This window comes from Burkholderia sp. WP42 (assembly GCF_000745665.1).
Taxonomy (GTDB): domain Bacteria; phylum Pseudomonadota; class Gammaproteobacteria; order Burkholderiales; family Burkholderiaceae; genus Burkholderia; species Burkholderia vietnamiensis.
Genome location: NZ_JQJT01000010.1, coordinates 46,786 through 63,816, shown reverse-complemented (window position 1 = coordinate 63,816; position 17,031 = coordinate 46,786). Strand labels below are relative to the sequence as shown.

Sequence of the window (17,031 nt, the reverse complement as noted above, 5' to 3'; positions counted from 1 at the left end):
GGGCCGCGCGCAGCGAACCGTCACGGCCCGCGCGGTGCGGCTGCACATCGAGGATGCGGCGCAACCGTTGCTCGAGCATTGTGCAGACGCGCGTATCGTCACGCGCGTTTCATTCAATGATCCAGCGCAAAAAATACAGAATCGAAACGCGCGACGACGCACTGAAATGCCGTCGCAACGGCGCGGGCGAAACTATCGGAAACCCTTATCCGGCTTGGCTTGCAGCGATATTCGAGGGAGCGCTCGAAAGCGCCCGTATCGGTAGTGTTACCACTACCTCAAAAAAGTCCCACAAATTAATTTGATCACCTACACTTGCGCGCAAGTACGGGCGGGCGGCGGCTAAAAGCGGCTGTTTTCACGTGCTTGAGGCCAAGTGCATGAACGATGCACCCGGCGAATCGTCCAGTGATGCAAACACAGGGATGGCAGCGGGGCACCGGGCGATGGCGTTTTATGGGACCGAAACTGGAGACTTACATGAATATCAAGATGCAAAAGCTGTTGCCGATCACCGCAGCTGCGATGCTGTGTGCTGCAGCTGCAAGCAACGCGGCCGCCGATCAAGTCGTCAAGATCGGCCACGTCGCGCCGTTGACGGGCGGCATTGCACACCTGGGCAAGGACAACGAAAACGGCGCGCGTCTCGCTGTCGAAGAGATCAACGCCAAGGGTCTCACGATCGGCGGCCAGAAGATCACGCTGCAACTCGACGCGCAGGACGACGCGGCCGACCCGCGCCAGGCCACGCAGGTTGCGCAGAAGCTGGTCGACGACAAGGTCGTCGCGGTGGTCGGCCACCTGAATTCGGGCACGACGATCCCGGCATCGAAGATCTACAGCGACGCGGGCATCGTGCAGATCTCGCCGTCGGCGACCAACCCGGCCTACACGCAGCAAGGCTTCAAGACCACCTACCGCGTGGTCGCGACCGACGCGCAGCAGGGCCCGGCACTCGCGAACTACGCGCACTCGAAGGGCATCAAGAGCGTAGCGGTGGTCGACGATTCGACCGCATACGGCCAGGGTCTCGCGAACGAGTTCGAGAAGAAGGCCAAGGCGCTCGGCCTGAAGGTGCTGTCGCACGACGCGACCAACGACAAGGCGGTCGACTTCCGCGCGATTCTGACCAAGATCAAGGGTGAGAATCCGGATGCGATCATGTACGGCGGCATGGACGCCACCGGCGGTCCGTTCGCGAAGCAGGCGAAGCAGCTCGGCCTGCGCGCGAAGATCTTCGCGGGCGACGGCGTCTGCACGGAAAAGCTGGCCGACCTCGCTGGCGAAGCGACCGACAACATCGTGTGCTCGGAAGCCGGTGCATCGCTCGAGAAGATGCCGGGCGGCGCCGCGTTCAAGGCGAAGTACGAGAAGCGTTTCGGCCAGCCGATCCAGATCTACGCACCGTTCACGTATGACGCCGTGTACATCATCGCCGACGCGATGAAGCGCGCGAACTCGACGGATCCGGCGAAGATCCTCGCGGCAATGCCGGCGACGAAGTACACCGGCGTGATCGGCACGACGACCTTCGACTCGAAGGGCGACCTGCAGCACGGCGTGATCTCGCTGTACAACTACAAGAGCGGCAAGAAGACGCTGCTCGACGAAGTGAAGATGTAAGCCGACAAGCGGCCGACGGAGGGGTGAAAGCGCGCCTGCGGAAACGCAGGCGCGCTTTCTTTTTGGGCGGTGCGCGGCGGGCGCTCAGATCTTCAGATGCGCGAGCACCTTCGGCGCGACCGCCGCGACGAGCGCCGCACAGATCGCGACGACCGACAGCGCGGCCGTCAGGTTCGCTGCCTGCGCGACCGCACCGATCACGACCGGGCCGAACAGCAAGCCGAAATACGCGAGCCCGGCGACGTGCGCGAGCCCTTCGGCCGCGTGAATGCCTTCGACGCGCGCCGCGGCCGCGAACAGCACCGGCATCAGGTTGGCGAGGCCGAGGCCCATCAGCGTGAAGCCGGTCAGCACCGCGATCGGATTCGGCAGCAACAGCGCGCCGACCATGCCCGCGCAGCCGAGCGACGCGCTCGCGAACACGAGCTGCGGCGCGCCGAAGCGGGCGCGCACCGCGTCGCCGGCGAAGCGCGCGAGCGCCATCCCGCCGGAGAACGCCGCATACGCGGCGCTCGCGAGCGCGGGGCTCGCCGCGACGACGTCGCGCATATAGACGGTCGCCCAGTCGTACATCGCGCCTTCGGCGATCAACGCAACCAGCGCGATGCCGCCGAGCATCCACAGCGCGGGCGAGCGCCAGCGGTTGCCGCCGCCGTGTGCCGCTTCGTGATGCGGGATGTGCGGCAGCACCGCGGGGCTCGCGGCCAGCAGCACCGCCGAACAGACGGCTGCCGCGAGCGCGAGGTGCACGGCCGGCGCCATGCCGGCCGACAGCAGCGCGCCGCCGGCCGCCGCCCCGGCCATCCCGCCGAGGCTGAACATTCCGTGCAGCGCCGACATGATCGGCCTGCCGAGCGCGATCTCGACGGCGCTCGCCTCGGCGTTCATCGCGACGTCGAGCGTGGCCATCGAAAAGCCGAACAGCGCGAGCGCGGCGACGAGCATCCAGTACTCGGGCACGACGAGGATCAGCGCCGCGCAGGCCGACATCACGAGCCCGCCGGTCAGGCACGCGGTGCGCGAGCCGACGCGCGCGATCCAGCGCGCGATCGTCAGCATCGCGGCGATCGAGCCGCCCGCGACCGCGAACAACGCGACCGACAGCAGTCCGGGGCTGAGCTCGAACTTGTCGCGCACGGTCGGGACATGCACGCCCCACGACGCGTACATCATGCCCGCCACGAAGAACAGCGCCATCGTGGCCGTGCGGGCGCGCCGGCGAACCGGCAACGCGAGCGCGCGATGCGCGTCGGGCGGCGCGGCGAAGTCGGACGGGGATCGGGACGGAGATTCGGACACGGGACGCTCTCGGGTGGGGCGATGGATGGGCGCGCGGCGCTGGCTGGATTCGTCCGATTTTATCGAAGCGCTTACGATCTTGCCGGCGTTGTGGGCTGGTGCTCCAGGCGTTCGGAGTGTGTCGGGCGAGCGAGATGTCGTCTGCCGTTTCCGGCTTGGCGGGCGTGCCGGCGCGCGCCTCATCTGCCTTTCGGCCAATGGTCGGCCGGCGACCGCCGCGAGTAACATCGATGCAGCAAGCTGCGTGCGCGCGGCATATCGGCGTCGCGCGCTGCTGACATTTCCATTCCATGCCTTTCGACCGCAGGAGTCACCGTGAACATCGACCCCGCCCTGCCACTGCATTTACTGCATCGCTGCGCGCTCGGTACGCTCGCGACCCACGCGCGCGAGCCGCAGGGTTTTCCGTATCCGACGATCGTGCCGTTCGCGCCCGATGCGGCGCATCGGCCCGTGATTCTCGTGAGCGGCCTCGCGGAGCACACGCGCAATCTCGTCGCCGATCCGCGCGCGGGCTTTCTCGTCGTCGACGCGCGCGACGGGGACGTGCTGAATGCCGAGCGCGCGACACTCGTCGGGCGTTTCGTGCCGCTCGGCGACGATCCGCATCTCGCCGCGCGTTACACGCGTTACGAACCGGGCGCCGCACGTTATCTCGCGCTCGGCGATTTCACGTTCTGGGCGCTCGACATCGAGCGGCTGCGCTATATCGCCGGGTTCGGGCGGATGGGGTGGGTCGACGGCGCGGCGCTCGACGCGTTGCCACCGCTCGGATTCGACGACGAGCGCGCCTTATGGGATGCGTACGAGTCGAGCGACGTGCGCCGCGACGGGCTCGATCTGCTCGGTGTCGATCGCCACGGCGCCGACTGGCGCCTCGACGGCCGACGGCTGCGCACGCCGTTCGCGCCGCTGCCGGCCGACGCTGGCCCGGCTGCGCTGCGCGAGCAATTGAGCGAGCAATTGATTGCGAGTGCGCGCGCTGCGGCGTGACGTCGCACCGCCGCGCATAGCATTGCTTTATTGCATACTTTTTCGCAAACCTGTCGTCCGATGAAAGGTTTGATTTTCCGTATGCAGGGTAATTGCGTATGTTGAAAGTCCAATTAGTGGATCGGTAATGTCCTAATCTCTATGCAACCGCGTAAAAATTTGAGATAAGGCCGCGGCAGGTCAAAATGACACGGCCGAATTGAAAACGATCTGTGTATTTTCGTGAAACGCGCTCTATCAAATCTGTTTTGTGCTAATCTCTGCCTTCGAAAATCCGAGGCACAAATATTCCATGAATGGTGAACCGGCCCAAGACCGGCGCCATTGATCATATCGAAAGGAAAACTATGTCTTCTTACAAGGACCTGCTCGCCCAGCGGGAGAAGCTGGAGAAGCAAATCGAAGAAGCAAAGTCGCGTGAATACGCGGAAGTGCTGAATGACGTGAAGCAGAAAATTGCCGACTACGGCTTTTCGCTCGCCGAACTCGGTCTCAGCCGTGCGAAGGCGGGCAAGGTCGGCCGTCCGCGCGCCGGTGTGGCAGCAAAGTACCGTGACCCGGAATCGGGCGCGACGTGGTCGGGCCGCGGCAAGCCGCCGCGCTGGATCGCCGGCAAGAACCGCGATCAGTTCGCGATTTAAACGACTGATTAAGTCGGTGCCGAAAGAAGGCCGCGTCTCCGTCGAGGAGTGCGGCCTTTTTTGCATCGTGATACGAAAATGTAAGGAAAGTGTCACGGAAACGTCACGCTCGGCGTGAATGAAAATGCAACCGGTTCGCATAAGCGTCTGATTTAACGGGAAAAATCCGTGTTAACGGAATGCCCGGCGAGATTGGTTTGATAGAATCACCTATCTCAACCGTTATCTCGTATTTCATGTCCTCGTTTTCAGGCGACGCGCAAAGCGCGGATAAGCACGCGGTCGCGCGCAAGAGCACCCTGGTCAGTATCGTGCTGAATGTCGTACTTGCGACATTCCAGATCGCGGTGGGCGCGGTCGCGCACTCGCAGGCATTGATTGCCGACGGGATTCATTCGATTTCCGATTTGATCTCCGATTTTGTGGTGCTGATCGCGAATCGCCATAGCGGTGCGTCGCCGGATGAGGATCACAATTACGGGCACAGCCGCTACGAGACCGTCGCGTCATTGTTTCTCGGCGCGATCCTGATCGCGGTCGGTATCGGCATGTTGTGGCGCGCCGGCAATCGCCTGGTCAATCTCGAGAACATTCCGGCCGTGCATTTTTCCGCGCTGATCGTCGCGCTGACCGTGCTCGTGTCGAAAGAAGGATTGTTCCGCTACATGCTGCGCGAGGCGCGGCGCGTGCGCTCGGCGATGCTCGTCGCGAACGCATGGCATGCGCGTTCGGATGCTGCGTCGTCACTGGTCGTCGCGATCGGCATCGTCGGCAGCCTCGCCGGCGTGCGGTTGCTCGACCCGATCGCCGCGGCGATCGTCGGCTTCATGGTCGCGCGCATGGGCTGGACCTTCGGCTACGACGCGTTGCAGGACCTGTCGGACCGTGCGCTCGACACCACCGCCACGGCCGAGATCCAGGCGCTGCTCGCGGCGACGCCCGGCGTGCGCGACGTGCACGAGCTGCGCACGCGCAAGATGGGCGACGCGGCGCTGGTCGACGCCCACATTCTGGTCGATCCGATGATTTCCGTATCGGAAGGTCACTACATCGCGGAGAACGCGCGGGCGCGCGTGCTGTCCGACCCGCGCGTGCTCGACGCGCTGATCCACGTCGACCCGGAGAACGACACCGCGCGCCGTCCGGCGCTCGCGCTGCCGCCGCGCGCCGAGATCACCGCGCGGCTCGAGGCCGCGCTCGCGCAGCGCGGGCTGCATGCGGCCACCATCAACCTGCACTATCTGAGCACGGGGCTCGAGGTCGACGTGACGCTCGACGCGGGCGCCGGCGATACCGACGCGGCGCTCGCCGAGCGGCTCGATCTGGATGCGTTGAAGCGCCAATTCGGCGCGCGCCGGATCGGCTTCACGCGCGCCTTGCCGATGAAAGCGTGAGCGGCGCCGACGTGCGTGGGCGGCGTGTTACAGCGGCAGTTGCGTGTCGAATTTGATTTCGCGCAGCACGACGCTCGTGCGCACCTGCGACACGGCCGGGATCTTGAAGATCCGTTCGTGCAGGAACACGTCGTAGGCCTTGATGTCGGGCGCGACGATCTTGAGGATGTAATCGGCTTCGCCGGTCGTGCTGTAGCACTCGGTCACTTCCGGGCAGGTCGAGATCTCGCGCTCGAACTGCTCGACGCCGCCCTCGTTGTGGCGGGTCAGGTGCACGTGCGCGAGCGCGCATACGTGCAGGCCGAGCTTCTCGCGATCGAGCAGCGCGGTGTAGCGCTGGATCACGCCGGACTGTTCCATGTCCTTGATGCGACGCCAGCACGGCGTGCTCGACAGGCCGACCTGGTCCGAGATTTCCTGAACCGAACGGCGCGCGTCGAGCTGCAACAGGCGAAGGATTTTTTGCGAAAAGGAATCGAGCGTCACCTGCGCCTCCATGCGGCAGCTACAACACGCTCAATGTTAGAGGGCCGGGAAAGGAAAGGCAATCTGGCAGCGCGTGGTTGAGCGAGATTCGCTAATTTGCGCGCGGATCCGTAGGATTTTGTCCCGCGCCTGCCTGCTCCGAACGGTCCGTGTCGGCGACCGCGAGGCCGGCGAGCGCCGCCTGCTGACGACGCAGGTCGGCGAGCATGTTGCAGAACAGCGCGCCTTGCTCGATCGCGTCGTCGAGCGCGACGTGCGTGTGCGGATGATCGTCGAACCAGTGTTTCGGAAAGCGCGGCTTGATCGCCTTGCGGTACGGCAGCCCAGTCATCGCGAACGCGAGCGTCTTGATGTCGAGCGCCGACCACGAGAACGGACAACGTCCCGCGTAGCGCATCATGTACCAGAACATGAACGTGAAATCGAAGCCGGCCGGCATCGCGACGAACACCGGTTTGCCGGGCAGCGCCTCGACCCACTCGACGTACGCGACGAGCGCCTTCTCGGGCGCCTGCAGGTCGGTCCGGCACGCGGCCCATGCCTCGGGCTCGGTTTTCCACCACGCTTCCTGCACCGGATGCGCGTGTGCGCCCGGCAGCGTCTCGAGGTTCGCCGAGAACGTCGCGATCAGCTGCTTGTCCTCGGTATAGGCGGCCGATGCGAAGCTCAGCATCGAGTGCGGGCCGGGGATCGGGCCGTCGGCTTCGACGTCGGTGCTGACGTAGATTTCGGGAATGGCGGTCTGGTTCATCCAAATACCTTGTCGGACACGAACGGGTTCGTGCGGCGCTCGTCGCCGAAGGTCGACACCGGACCGTGGCCCGGCACGAAGGTGACGTCGTCGCCGAGCGGCCACAGCTTTTCCTTGATCGAACGCACGAGGTCGGCGTGATTGCCGCGCGGGAAATCGGTGCGGCCGATCGAGCCGGCGAACAGCACGTCGCCGACGATCGCGACGCGATGCGCGCGGCTGAAGAACACCACGTGGCCGGGCGTGTGGCCGGGGCAGTGGTAGACCTCGAGCGTCTCGTCGCCGAACCGGACGGTGTCGCCGTCGTGCAGCCACTGGTCGGGCTCGAACGCTTCGGCGGCCGGGAAGCCGAAGCGCTGACTCTGCGTCGGCAACTGCTCGATCCAGAAGCGCTCGTCTTCCTGCGGGCCGACGATCGGCACGCCGTAGTGCGTCGCGAGCGCCTTCGCGCCCGCGCAGTGATCGACGTGGCCGTGCGTGAGCAGCACTTTCTCGAGCTGCACGTTCTGCCGCGCGATCTCCTGTTCGATGCGTTCGAGATCGCCGCCGGGATCGACGACGGCGGCGCGGTCGGTCTTTTCGCAGACGAGCAGCGAGCAGTTCTGCTGGAACGGCGTGACCGGAATGAGCGTGACTTTCATGGAGGCACCGGCGGCTAAAAGGAGCGATTGTACCGGTCGCACGCGCCGCATGTGGGCGTGGCGCCGCGCCGCGCGGCGCGCTTCTACGGGCATTCCCCGAGCATCCCGATTGTTACGGCCATAGAGAGAATCAATGGTCCGGCGGGGGCGCTTTTCGAGACAGCGTTTTGATTTATGTATAATGCGGCCCACTGTGCGTGAATTTCACGCAGTTCGCTGGTGTTTCGGCCCCGTTAAACGGGGCGTCGGATTCACCGTCAAGCATCGACCGCCGGGGAGTCCGGCGGTGTATCCAGCACCGACGTTCGGTGCTCACGTCTTGTCCGGCCGGGTGCTGCGCGCCCGTCTTGCGGCCTAGCTGCCGCGCCGCCGGATGAGGCCTGTGCCGCCGTTCCTGTGCGTTGGCCGTACGCGACGCACGCGAACGTGAGAGCCATGTTCGATGGCGGCATGTGGGGTCTGGTCAGGCTGCCGGGGACAGGTTGCGCCAGACGTGAAAACTAATCAGGACGGTTGCGGCAGAGACGAAAGCCGCGCCCATGCTAGCCGCCTGCTCGCATCCGAGCGGGGCGTGCCCGCATTTGCCGTCCGGGCCGCGTATCTGCGTTGTTCAGCAGCGTTGTATCGATGCGGCCCGAACCAGAAGGCGACACGTCGATGAATTTTCGATTTCCGACTCGATTCGGGACCATTGCTTTATTTTTTGCGCTGACGGGCTGTGCCGTGCCGTCCAGCCAGACCACCGGCAGCGCCAACCAGAAGGGTGCGGTCAACAAGACCGCTGCCGCCGCGAAGGCGGACGACGACAAGCAGCAACTGAATTTCGATTCCGCGCTGGCGTCGATGCCGGCCGCGGACAGCAAGGACGCGAAGAAGGCATCGCTCGCCGATGCCGAGCCGATCGACGGCGCCGACGTGTCCGAATTCCGTCAGACCGGCCGCGCGTCGTGGTATGGCCGCGATTTCCACGGCCGCCGCACCGCGAACGGCGAGCGCTTCAACATGAACGCGCTGACCGCCGCGCACCGGACGCTGCCGCTGTCTTCGTACATCAAGGTGACCAACGCGTCGACCGGCAAGTGGGTCGTCGTGAAGGTCAACGATCGCGGGCCGTTCAAGCGCGGCCGCGTGCTCGACCTGTCGTATGCCGCCGCGAAGATGATCGGCCTCGTGCATGCCGGCACGGGCCGCGTGAAGATCGAAGGGCTGTCGCCGCAGGAAGCGCGTGAGGCGCGCGACGAGATGTTCGCGTCGCTGTCGTCGAAGTAACGGGTCGCGCGGCATTTCGTCCGCGCGTCCAGCAGGTAGAAAGGGCTGCTTCCCCGCAGCCCTTTTTCGTTTCCGCGAGCCGGCCGGTCATGGCTTCCGGCCGTGCCCGCCGCCCGCCCCGTCAGCCTTCCTTCAACGCCAGCGCGCGTGCGTACAGCGTGTTGCGCGACGCGCCCGTCAGCGCGGCCGCCAGCTTCGCCGCGCTCTTGACCGGCACTTCTTCCAGCAACAGCTTGAGCAGCGCGTCGTGCGCGGTGTCGTCGGCTGCGCCGGCGTCGGACGGCGCGCCTTCGACGACCAGCACGAACTCGCCGCGCTGCCGGTTCGCATCGCCGTCGAGCCAGCTCTGTCCTTCGGCCAGGGTGCCCTCGAACAACTGTTCATGTAGCTTGGTGAGCTCGCGCGCGATCAGCAACCGGCGTGCGGGGCCGAACGCGTCGGCGAGCGCCGCGACGGTTTCGGCGATCCGGTGCGGCGCTTCGTAGAACACCAGCGCGTACGGGTGCTGCACGAGCGCCTGCAGTGCGCTCGCGCGCTGCTTCGCCTTCGGCGGCAGGAAGCCCGCGAACGTGAACGCGCCGGCCCAGGCGCCGGCCACGCTCATCGCGGTCACGGCTGCGCTCGCGCCCGGCAGTGGAACCACCGCGAAGCCGGCCGCGCGCACCGCGTCGACGAGCCGCGCGCCAGGGTCCGAGATGCCCGGCGTGCCGGCGTCGGACACGTAGGCCACGCGCTCGCCGGCGCGCAGCAGCTCGACCACGCGCAGCGCGGCTTCGCGTTCGTTGTGCTCGTGCACGGCCAGGAGCGGCTTCGAGATGCCGTAGCGCGCGAGCAGCTGGCCGGTGTTGCGGGTGTCTTCGGCAGCGATGCGGTCGGCGAGGCCGAGCACGTGCAGCGCGCGCAGCGTGATGTCGGCGGCGTTGCCGATCGGCGTTGCGACCACGTAGAGCGCGGCGCTCGGATAGTGCTGGGTTTGCGCGAGTTCGAGGAGGGCAGTCATGGCAGGCAATGCGCGCAATCGCGGCGCAGGCGGAACAAGGTCGGCATTGTGCCACGCGGCGCCTGCCGCGCCTGCGGGTGGGCGCGATGCGCCGCGCGGCGGCGGCGAATTTTCGGGCGCGGTGCGATCCCGAGCCGTGGGCGCCAACTTCGAGCAACGTGCGCGGCAGTTCCTCGAGCGCCGCGGCCTCGCGTTCGTCGCGGCCAACGTGACGATCCGCGGCGGCGAGCTCGATCTCGTGATGCGCGCGTCCGACGGCATGCTGGTGTTCGTCGAAGTGCGCGCGCGGCGCAGTGCGCGGCATGGCGGCGCCGCGGCGAGCGTCGGCTGGCGCAAGCGCCGGCGCGTGATCGCCGCGGCGCTCGATTTCTGGGCGCGGCACGGCGCGGGCGCCGCGTGCCGATTCGACGTCGTCGCGTTCGAAGCCGGCCGCCTCGACTGGCTGCGCGACGCGTTTCGTGCCGACGATGCGTAACGCGAGCTGTGACGAGATGTAAAGAGTTCTTGCCGGACCCCTGGAGCCGGTGCCGGAGTGCGGTAAACTCGCCGCACCCATGACGTTGCGCGTGGCGTACCCTCGCGCTCAGTTCACCAGAAATCGATGTCAGTCGAACGTATTCAGCAACATTTCCGCGACAGCGCCGCGCTTCATGCCGAAGCCGCCGACGCGCTGTCGCTGCCGATCGCAGCGGCGGTCGACGCGATGTTCGCCGCGCTGGCGAACGGCAACAAGATCGTCGCGTGCGGCGACGGCCTGTCCGCGGCGGCCGCGCACTACCTCGCCGTGTCGCTCGTCGGCGGCTTCGAGCGCGAGCGGCCGGGCCTGCCCGCGATTGCGCTGGCCACCGATGCGTCGCAGGGCGGCCTGATGGCGGCAACGGCCGCCGACCAGCTGTTCGCGCAGCAGGTGCGTGTGCTCGGGCAGACCGGCGACATCCTGCTCGTGCTCGATGCCAGCGGCGCGTCGCCGCGCGTGCTGGCCGCGATCGACGAAGCGCACGAGCGCGAGATGACCGTCGTCGCGCTGACCGGCGGCAGCGGCCATGCGGTCGCGGCCGCATTGTCCGACACCGATATTGCGATCAGCGTGCCCGCCTCGCGTGCGGCGCGCGTCCACGAAGTCCATCTGCTGACCATCCACTGCCTGTGCGACGGCATCGACGCGATGCTGCTGGGTGAGGATTGAACGAAGGAGAGCCGTCGATGAATCAAAGTCGCGTCAAACAGACGCTCGTCAGAACCACGTTGCTCGCCGCGCTGACGGCGGGCCTCGCGATGTCGCTGCAGGGTTGCGTGCTCGGCGTGCTCGGTGCGGCGGCCGGCGGCGGCGCGCTGATCGCGACCGATCGTCGTACGCTCGGCGCGCAGACGGAAGATCGCGAGATCCAGGTCAAGGCGCTCACGCAGATCAACAACGGGCTGCCGGACCAGTCGCACGTGAACGTGACGGTGTTCAACCGCCGCGTGCTGCTGACGGGCGAGGTGCCGAACGACGCGTCGAAGCGGCGTGCCGAGGAAATCGTGCGCGGCATCAACAACGTGAGCGCGATCGTCAACGAGCTGTCGGTCGAGCCGGCGTCGTCGCTGTCGTCGCGTGCGAACGACTCGTACCTCGAAGGGCGCGTGAAGTCGGAGCTGATCGCGACGAAGGGTCTGTCGGCGAATTACTACAAGGTCGTCAGCGAGCGCGGCAACGTCTATCTGATGGGGCTCGTGACGGTCGACGAAGGCAACCGCGGCGCCGATGCGGCAAGCCAGGTGCCGGGCGTCGAGAAGGTCGTGAAGGTGTTCCAGTACATCCAGCCGCAGGACGCGCAGGCGCTGCAGGCCGCTTCGCCCAGCGGCGCGTCCGCCGCGCCGGCTGCCGCTGCGCCGGCCGATGCCGCGACGGTCGGGGCGGTGCCCGACGCGTCGGTCCAGTCCACGCCGCTGCAACCGCCGGCGCCGATCTCGAATTCGACGAGCGTGCATCCGGGCAACCCGAAGGCGGCGCCGCAATGAAACGGACGCGGATCAGAATGAAGCAATGGGTGCGGCATGGCGCCGCGGTGGTGGCGCTGGCGGGTGCGTTCGGCACCGCGCACGCGGATGTCGGCGACGGGCTGAGGGTCGCGCGCAGTAACGCGTGCATGGGCTGCCACGCGGTGGATCGCAAGCTCGTCGGGCCGTCGTTCAAGGACATCGCGGCGCGCTACAAGGCCGACCCGCAAGCCGTTGCGAAGCTGTCGAAGAAGGTGAAGGACGGCGGCTCCGGCGCGTGGGGGGCGATCCCGATGCCCGCGCATCCGCGCATGAGCGATGCCGACCTGCGGTCGGTGGTCGACTGGGTGCTGGCGGGCGCGCCGTCGAAGTGACGCGTCGGGAGAATACAACCCCTATTGCCAAGCGCAGAAATGCGTGTGTATGATAGTCAGCTGTTGGGGCGGTAGCTCAGCTGGGAGAGCGTCGCGTTCGCAATGCGAAGGTCGGGAGTTCGATCCTCCTCCGCTCCACCATAAATTCCAGTAAAAACAACGCACTACGTCTCGCGATGTAGTGCGTTGTTTTGCATTTGGAAGCAGTCTTTAGCAGACTCGGTGTGGCAGATTTGTGGCAGCGGGCGCGTGTGAGGTTGTTCAGCAACGCGTGACATTGCTCGCTATTGCGACTAGACTGCACTTGGTCCGAGAAATCGGATTCGCCCCTCGTTTTGACGCCGTGACTTTACAGTCCCAAGGCCGGGCTTCGGCGTCGCCCAGGTCAATTACCGACTAGCTGCGGTTCCGCAGCTAGCTCGATGCTTTCGCAGCACCGCTCCGCGATTTGCTGCTTGTCTCGACATCGTGATTTCACCCTCCAAAGGCCGGGCTTCGGTGTCGCCCAGGTCAAACACCGAGTAGTCTCCCGGCGCAACTGCTCGATGACCCTAGCCGCTATACAGGGTTATCGAAATGACACTGACTCCTGTTGGTAAAACTGCGGTCATCTGCAGGGTGCCTGCACGTCTGTCGCTGCATCCAGCGAAAGCAACTGATGCCGTCGTCAATGCGGGCTGCGTGCACGGCGTGGCTTGCAGCACGCCAGCTACGCAGGGAGGGACTCGTCAATGAGAACCCTCCTGACGGTTGATCAGCTTGCAGAGTGCCTTCATAAATCCGTCGCCAGTATCCGAAGCGACGCCACTCGGAATCCCCGATCCCTTCCCCCAATCTGCAGGCTGCCTGGTACGAAGCGCCTGCTTTGGCGTGTCGAAGACGTTGAGCGCTGGCTGGCCGAGCATGTCGATGGCAGCGTGGCGCCGGCGCCGGCGGCCGAGTCACTGCAGAAACGCCGTGGCCGACCCACCAAAGCCGAACAGGTTGCGCGACAACGGCAGCGTGCCAAATCTCCAGCAGTTGATCGTGCGCATGCATCCGCGGGAGCGTGAACTTTGGATGCCTCAGAATCGGCCGCATTTGGACCGCTCCAGGCTTTCACTCCCATCGAGGTCATCGCGAGTATTCGCGAGCGGAACATCGAGCGTGCGCTGGTCGACGCGCAGTTGCCGCTTTGGCCGGAGTTGGTGCGAGGCGTGCCAAACGGAGTACTCCGCTCGGCGCTGTTTGGCGCGATCAAGCGAGGTAAGCGCAAGTACATGGAGCGTGAGGCCATTGCTTGCGTCAAGGGTGTCTCAATCGTCTATACCGGCCCACGTCTTGACCAGTCCGACCTTGACGTATGGGAGGGGGCGTTGCACTTGGCGCGTCTTGTCAAGCTGGGCAACAGGATCGAGTTCACGGAAAAGGCCTTCCTTCGCCTTATTGGTCGAGGTGGTCCAAGCGGGGGCAATATCGGCAAAAGTGATCGCGAATGGCTCCGCAAGGTACTCGCCAGGTTAAAGGCGACCGCCGTCGAGGTTACTCAAGGCCCATACACCTACATCGGCTCATTGATCGATGATTGCTTTCGCGACAGCACCAATGGTCGCAGCGTGGTGATCCTCAACCCGAGGATGAGAGTGATCTTCAACCACGACAGTTGGACGCAGATTGACTGGAGCATTCGTCACGCGCTTATTGGGCATCCTCTCGCTCAATGGCTGCATGGCTTCTATTCGACGCATGCTGCGCCAATGCCCTACAAGGTGGAAACGTTGCACTTGCTATGTGGTAGCGAAGCCGGTGAAAACGCTACTACCGATGCTGAGCGCAACAAGGCCTTGCTCGGTTGGGTCAGCGACAGCCTCGAGCCGGCGTTCAAAGCGCTCAAGCACGTCAGCGATCGCGCCGGGCAATTGTTCTCATGGGAGGTCGGCAAGGATGGGCTGGTCAGGGTGACTCGCGCTCCTTCCGCGTCGCAGCAGAGGCACCTGAGAGGACGGGCGAGGGGGCGAGCGTCTGAAAAACGGGAGGGGGACAGAATCCGAACGTAAGGGGGGAGAGAGCCCGAGCCCGGGGGGATAGCACCCGAACCGGGAGGGGATAGAACCCGAAGGAAAGGGGGATAGAGTCGGCGCTATCCACAGGTGGATGCGGCGCAAGTGATTGTTTTGACGATATTTTCTTACCGATCATTGCGCGCGCTAATCTGCTTTTAATCTCTTTCTAATCGGGACGTCTGCAGTTCGCGGGGTGGATTGGGGCGGAGGCTGACGCTAATAGCGGACGAACCCGTCTACCTCGTTGGGCGTTGGCGTTGCTTGCCTCTGAATGCGACCGCGAGCGACCGATATGTCATGGCGCACGGAGACATAGGTGTTCGGCCCAGGAGATCGGGTTGGGAGTCGGCGATATTTCTTGAAATGTTCATGCCGACATTTGCCTTTGTCTTGGCGTCATCGTGTTTTCTATCTGACGCAACCAAGCAGAATCGCGTTGGAATTCGGGGCAAGACAGGTGATGTAGGCCTACGCGCAAACGCGCAGTCCTGCATCACTTTCCCGCTTATTCGCACTTCGCGCTCAACTACGGGTCTTGCTCTGCGAGGCCAGTCAGCTACCGCCGATAACAATCAATAATGAACGCCTCGATGGCGACGTACCACGTAGAAGGAACCAACCGATTCGCGTCTGGTGCCTGCAGGAAGAAAAGGCACAAATTGAGGCGAATGCTCGCGATGCTGGCTTGAGCGTGTCGCGATATCTGCGTAACGTTGGTATGGGCTGCAAGATTGAGGGCGTCATTGACGCTAACCTCGTTCTCCAGCTAGCAAAGATCAACGGGGATCAGGGACGCCTCGGGGGCTTGTTGAAGCTATGGCTGACAAACAGTGGGCAACTGGGAAGCCAAGACCCGGAAAACTTGCGGCGTGTCATTCATGGCGTCCTGGACCGTATCACTACGATGCAGGGTGGCTAGCTCAGGCTCGTCAGTGAGTCAAGGCCAAAAACTTAGCGGCTAAACTTTGATAAGCCGACGAAAAATTTAGCCGCTAAATGTTTTAAACGATGAGCCGTGCCCAGCACGACAGAGGACGCAATGGAGAAGCAGATTTTTGAGCCGGTGGCGAGTCTGCGACAAGCGGCAGACTCTGTCCGAGGTCGCAAACGGCCAACCCGTCGACGACTAGCTGAGCGTATCTGTGAAGAACGACAGTTGATGCAGATGATCGGTCCTCGGGCCTTCAGAAAGAAGCGGCCGCGGCCGAGACGTCTTCGCGCCCGGCATCTGTCAAATCGGGCCGTCATACGAAGGAAGGTCGTAGTGAGATAGCCGCTCGGTGACAGCGCGCGATACGGACGCAGGCGCCCGGGGGCAGTTGCCATCACGCTCTCAGGGAGCCCGGTAGGAAGGCGGGATGCTCAGAATGGAGGGTGCGTGATGCTCTGTCCCTCTACCAAACAACCGAGCCGTGCGCGCAACGGGCCCTTCATGAATTCCGAACTGGCCGCCGAATTGGCTGACGCGGCGCAACTGAAGACTGCCATACGCGAGTTGCGCAAGCTGCGGAAAGAAAGCGAGCCCCTTAGCCGTGCATGGTCCGATACGTGGGTCGCCAGACAGAGATACGAGCGGGAATACGCATTTGCAGTCAAGCAACTACAGGAAAGAGCGGACCATATTATGGATGAGCTATGGCCCTATCTTTCAAAGATCGAGGCGCTGGAGAAGCAGGTGAGGAAGTTGGACCGCAAGATCAGGAAAGCGCAGTCCGACTCGCGGCGACTAGCATGACCGCTACCACCTGCGTGCGTTATTCAGATCGTCCATATCGGGTTGTTCTGTCAGCCTCCGCAACTTGTGGCGACACCAGTTATCGCCTCTGGGGAGCTGCGGAACAATCGACGGCGATTTCATATGAACGTCTCCGTGAACCTTCCCTAAGTGTCCTATCCTTCTATCGGGAACTACGCCATACCGTCGGCGATGGAGGTAAAAATGCCCGTTTATCTGAATCTAAATGGGGACTCGGGGGTTTCGTCATATGAAATGGGGCGGGACTTTATCCATGTGACATTTACGCAGGGGACGTTTCGAACCTACTCTTACACCTATGCTAGGCCCGGCGCGCTACACGTCGAGGCAATGAAGAGGCTTGCAGTTCAAGGCTATGGGCTTAACGCATACATCAACAGCAATCCAGCTGTGAGAAATGGTTACGCGTCTAGGGCCTAGGGGGAAAAGCACCAGGGACGACAGGCGCGCTGTTCGTTGAGCGTTTGCCGAACCTGTGAATGCTTCTTCGTGACCCGTTCGACGCTGGTTGCTGCTCGTCTATCTTGCCTTGCCGCGGTTAGGTGGTCATCCCGACATCAAGATGCAATACCTTTCCGTCGCGACAACAAAACCCGACCCCATAACTAGCGTGCCAAAACGCGCATCAGGTCGGTGCATCACAAGCCGAGGCCGAAGCTAGCAGGCATGGAGCGACCGCGTTTTACCATTGCTCCTGTTGACTTCAGTTGGCCGGCACCGCGGATTTGCCCTCAGGTTCAGGATTCCCCAGTCAGACAGAGTTCGGCCAGCAAGGGCCGTTC

Annotated in this window: 17 protein-coding genes and 1 tRNA gene; 13 read left to right on the top strand and 5 right to left on the bottom strand. The window is 64.1% G+C overall.

Translation table 11 applies throughout. From position 1 onward, the window contains the following. Window positions 1-480 precede the first annotated feature (480 nt). Window positions 481-1,623, top strand: coding sequence for a branched-chain amino acid ABC transporter substrate-binding protein (locus tag EX20_RS05700; protein ID WP_011882928.1), 1,143 nt, complete (start codon window positions 481-483; stop codon window positions 1,621-1,623). Window positions 1,624-1,707: 84 nt separating this feature from the next. On the opposite strand, the gene EX20_RS05695 is transcribed toward EX20_RS05700, so the two are convergent. Then, window positions 1,708-2,922, bottom strand: a complete 1,215-nt coding sequence (locus EX20_RS05695) for an MFS transporter (RefSeq protein WP_034192929.1) — start codon at window positions 2,920-2,922, stop codon at window positions 1,708-1,710. Window positions 2,923-3,237: 315 nt separating this feature from the next. Here EX20_RS05695 and EX20_RS05690 point away from each other — a divergent pair, with 315 nt between their 5' ends. The 3 genes from EX20_RS05690 (at window position 3,238) to EX20_RS05680 (ending at window position 5,950) form a co-directional block, all read left to right on the top strand. Then, window positions 3,238-3,915: a HugZ family pyridoxamine 5'-phosphate oxidase gene (locus EX20_RS05690; RefSeq protein WP_034192928.1), complete on the top strand. Its 678-nt coding sequence runs from the start codon at window positions 3,238-3,240 to the stop codon at window positions 3,913-3,915. Window positions 3,916-4,262: 347 nt separating this feature from the next. After that, on the top strand, window positions 4,263-4,556 hold the full coding sequence (locus EX20_RS05685) for an H-NS histone family protein (RefSeq protein ID WP_011882931.1): 294 nt from the start codon (window positions 4,263-4,265) through the stop codon (window positions 4,554-4,556). Between the two features lie 236 nt (window positions 4,557-4,792). Next, complete coding sequence (locus EX20_RS05680; RefSeq protein ID WP_034192927.1) at window positions 4,793-5,950, top strand: cation diffusion facilitator family transporter; 1,158 nt, start codon at window positions 4,793-4,795, stop codon at window positions 5,948-5,950. Window positions 5,951-5,977: 27 nt separating this feature from the next. On the opposite strand, the gene EX20_RS05675 is transcribed toward EX20_RS05680, so the two are convergent. From EX20_RS05675 to EX20_RS05665, 3 genes are all read right to left on the bottom strand, one after another. Continuing rightward, a complete protein-coding gene (locus EX20_RS05675) occupies window positions 5,978-6,448 on the bottom strand; it encodes an Lrp/AsnC family transcriptional regulator (protein ID WP_011882933.1) in 471 nt (156 codons plus the stop codon). Window positions 6,449-6,527: 79 nt separating this feature from the next. Beyond that, complete coding sequence (locus tag EX20_RS05670) at window positions 6,528-7,187, bottom strand: 3'-5' exonuclease family protein (RefSeq protein WP_011882934.1); 660 nt, start codon at window positions 7,185-7,187, stop codon at window positions 6,528-6,530. Next, the gene (locus EX20_RS05665) at window positions 7,184-7,828 is read right to left on the bottom strand and encodes an MBL fold metallo-hydrolase (protein ID WP_034192926.1); all 645 of its coding nucleotides are present in this window, start codon (window positions 7,826-7,828) and stop codon (window positions 7,184-7,186) included. Before EX20_RS05665 ends, EX20_RS05670 begins: the two co-directional genes overlap by 4 nt. Before the next feature lie 657 nt (window positions 7,829-8,485). Between EX20_RS05665 and EX20_RS05660 the strand changes: the two genes are divergently transcribed. Then, window positions 8,486-9,097 (top strand): septal ring lytic transglycosylase RlpA family protein, encoded by a 612-nt coding sequence (locus EX20_RS05660; protein ID WP_014722250.1) that lies wholly within the window; start codon window positions 8,486-8,488, stop codon window positions 9,095-9,097. Window positions 9,098-9,218: 121 nt separating this feature from the next. On the opposite strand, the gene rsmI is transcribed toward EX20_RS05660, so the two are convergent. Beyond that, window positions 9,219-10,097, bottom strand: coding sequence for a 16S rRNA (cytidine(1402)-2'-O)-methyltransferase (rsmI, locus tag EX20_RS05655; protein ID WP_034192925.1), 879 nt, complete (start codon window positions 10,095-10,097; stop codon window positions 9,219-9,221). 46 nt (window positions 10,098-10,143) lie between these two features. Between rsmI and EX20_RS05650 the strand changes: the two genes are divergently transcribed. The 8 genes from EX20_RS05650 (at window position 10,144) to EX20_RS05615 (ending at window position 16,228) form a co-directional block, all read left to right on the top strand. Next, window positions 10,144-10,572, top strand: coding sequence for a YraN family protein (locus EX20_RS05650; protein ID WP_011882938.1), 429 nt, complete (start codon window positions 10,144-10,146; stop codon window positions 10,570-10,572). Between the two features lie 126 nt (window positions 10,573-10,698). Continuing rightward, window positions 10,699-11,283, top strand: a complete 585-nt coding sequence (locus tag EX20_RS05645) for an SIS domain-containing protein (RefSeq protein WP_011882939.1) — start codon at window positions 10,699-10,701, stop codon at window positions 11,281-11,283. Between the two features lie 17 nt (window positions 11,284-11,300). After that, window positions 11,301-12,098 carry a BON domain-containing protein gene (locus tag EX20_RS05640; protein ID WP_014722252.1) on the top strand — a complete coding sequence of 266 codons (798 nt, stop codon included), beginning with the start codon at window positions 11,301-11,303 and terminating at the stop codon, window positions 12,096-12,098. Next, window positions 12,095-12,451 carry a c-type cytochrome gene (locus EX20_RS05635; protein WP_011882941.1) on the top strand — a complete coding sequence of 119 codons (357 nt, stop codon included), beginning with the start codon at window positions 12,095-12,097 and terminating at the stop codon, window positions 12,449-12,451. Before EX20_RS05640 ends, EX20_RS05635 begins: the two co-directional genes overlap by 4 nt. 65 nt (window positions 12,452-12,516) lie before the next feature. Next, window positions 12,517-12,592 (top strand) — tRNA-Ala (locus EX20_RS05630). A gap of 914 nt (window positions 12,593-13,506) precedes the next feature. Continuing rightward, the gene (gene trfA / locus EX20_RS05625) at window positions 13,507-14,487 is read left to right on the top strand and encodes a plasmid replication initiator TrfA (RefSeq protein ID WP_051974391.1); all 981 of its coding nucleotides are present in this window, start codon (window positions 13,507-13,509) and stop codon (window positions 14,485-14,487) included. A 541-nt stretch (window positions 14,488-15,028) separates the two neighbouring features. Further along, a complete protein-coding gene (locus EX20_RS33310) occupies window positions 15,029-15,412 on the top strand; it encodes a plasmid mobilization protein (protein ID WP_374702168.1) in 384 nt (127 codons plus the stop codon). A gap of 513 nt (window positions 15,413-15,925) precedes the next feature. Continuing rightward, the gene (locus EX20_RS05615) at window positions 15,926-16,228 is read left to right on the top strand and encodes a hypothetical protein (protein WP_034192924.1); all 303 of its coding nucleotides are present in this window, start codon (window positions 15,926-15,928) and stop codon (window positions 16,226-16,228) included. The last annotated feature ends 803 nt before the right edge of the window (window positions 16,229-17,031 follow it).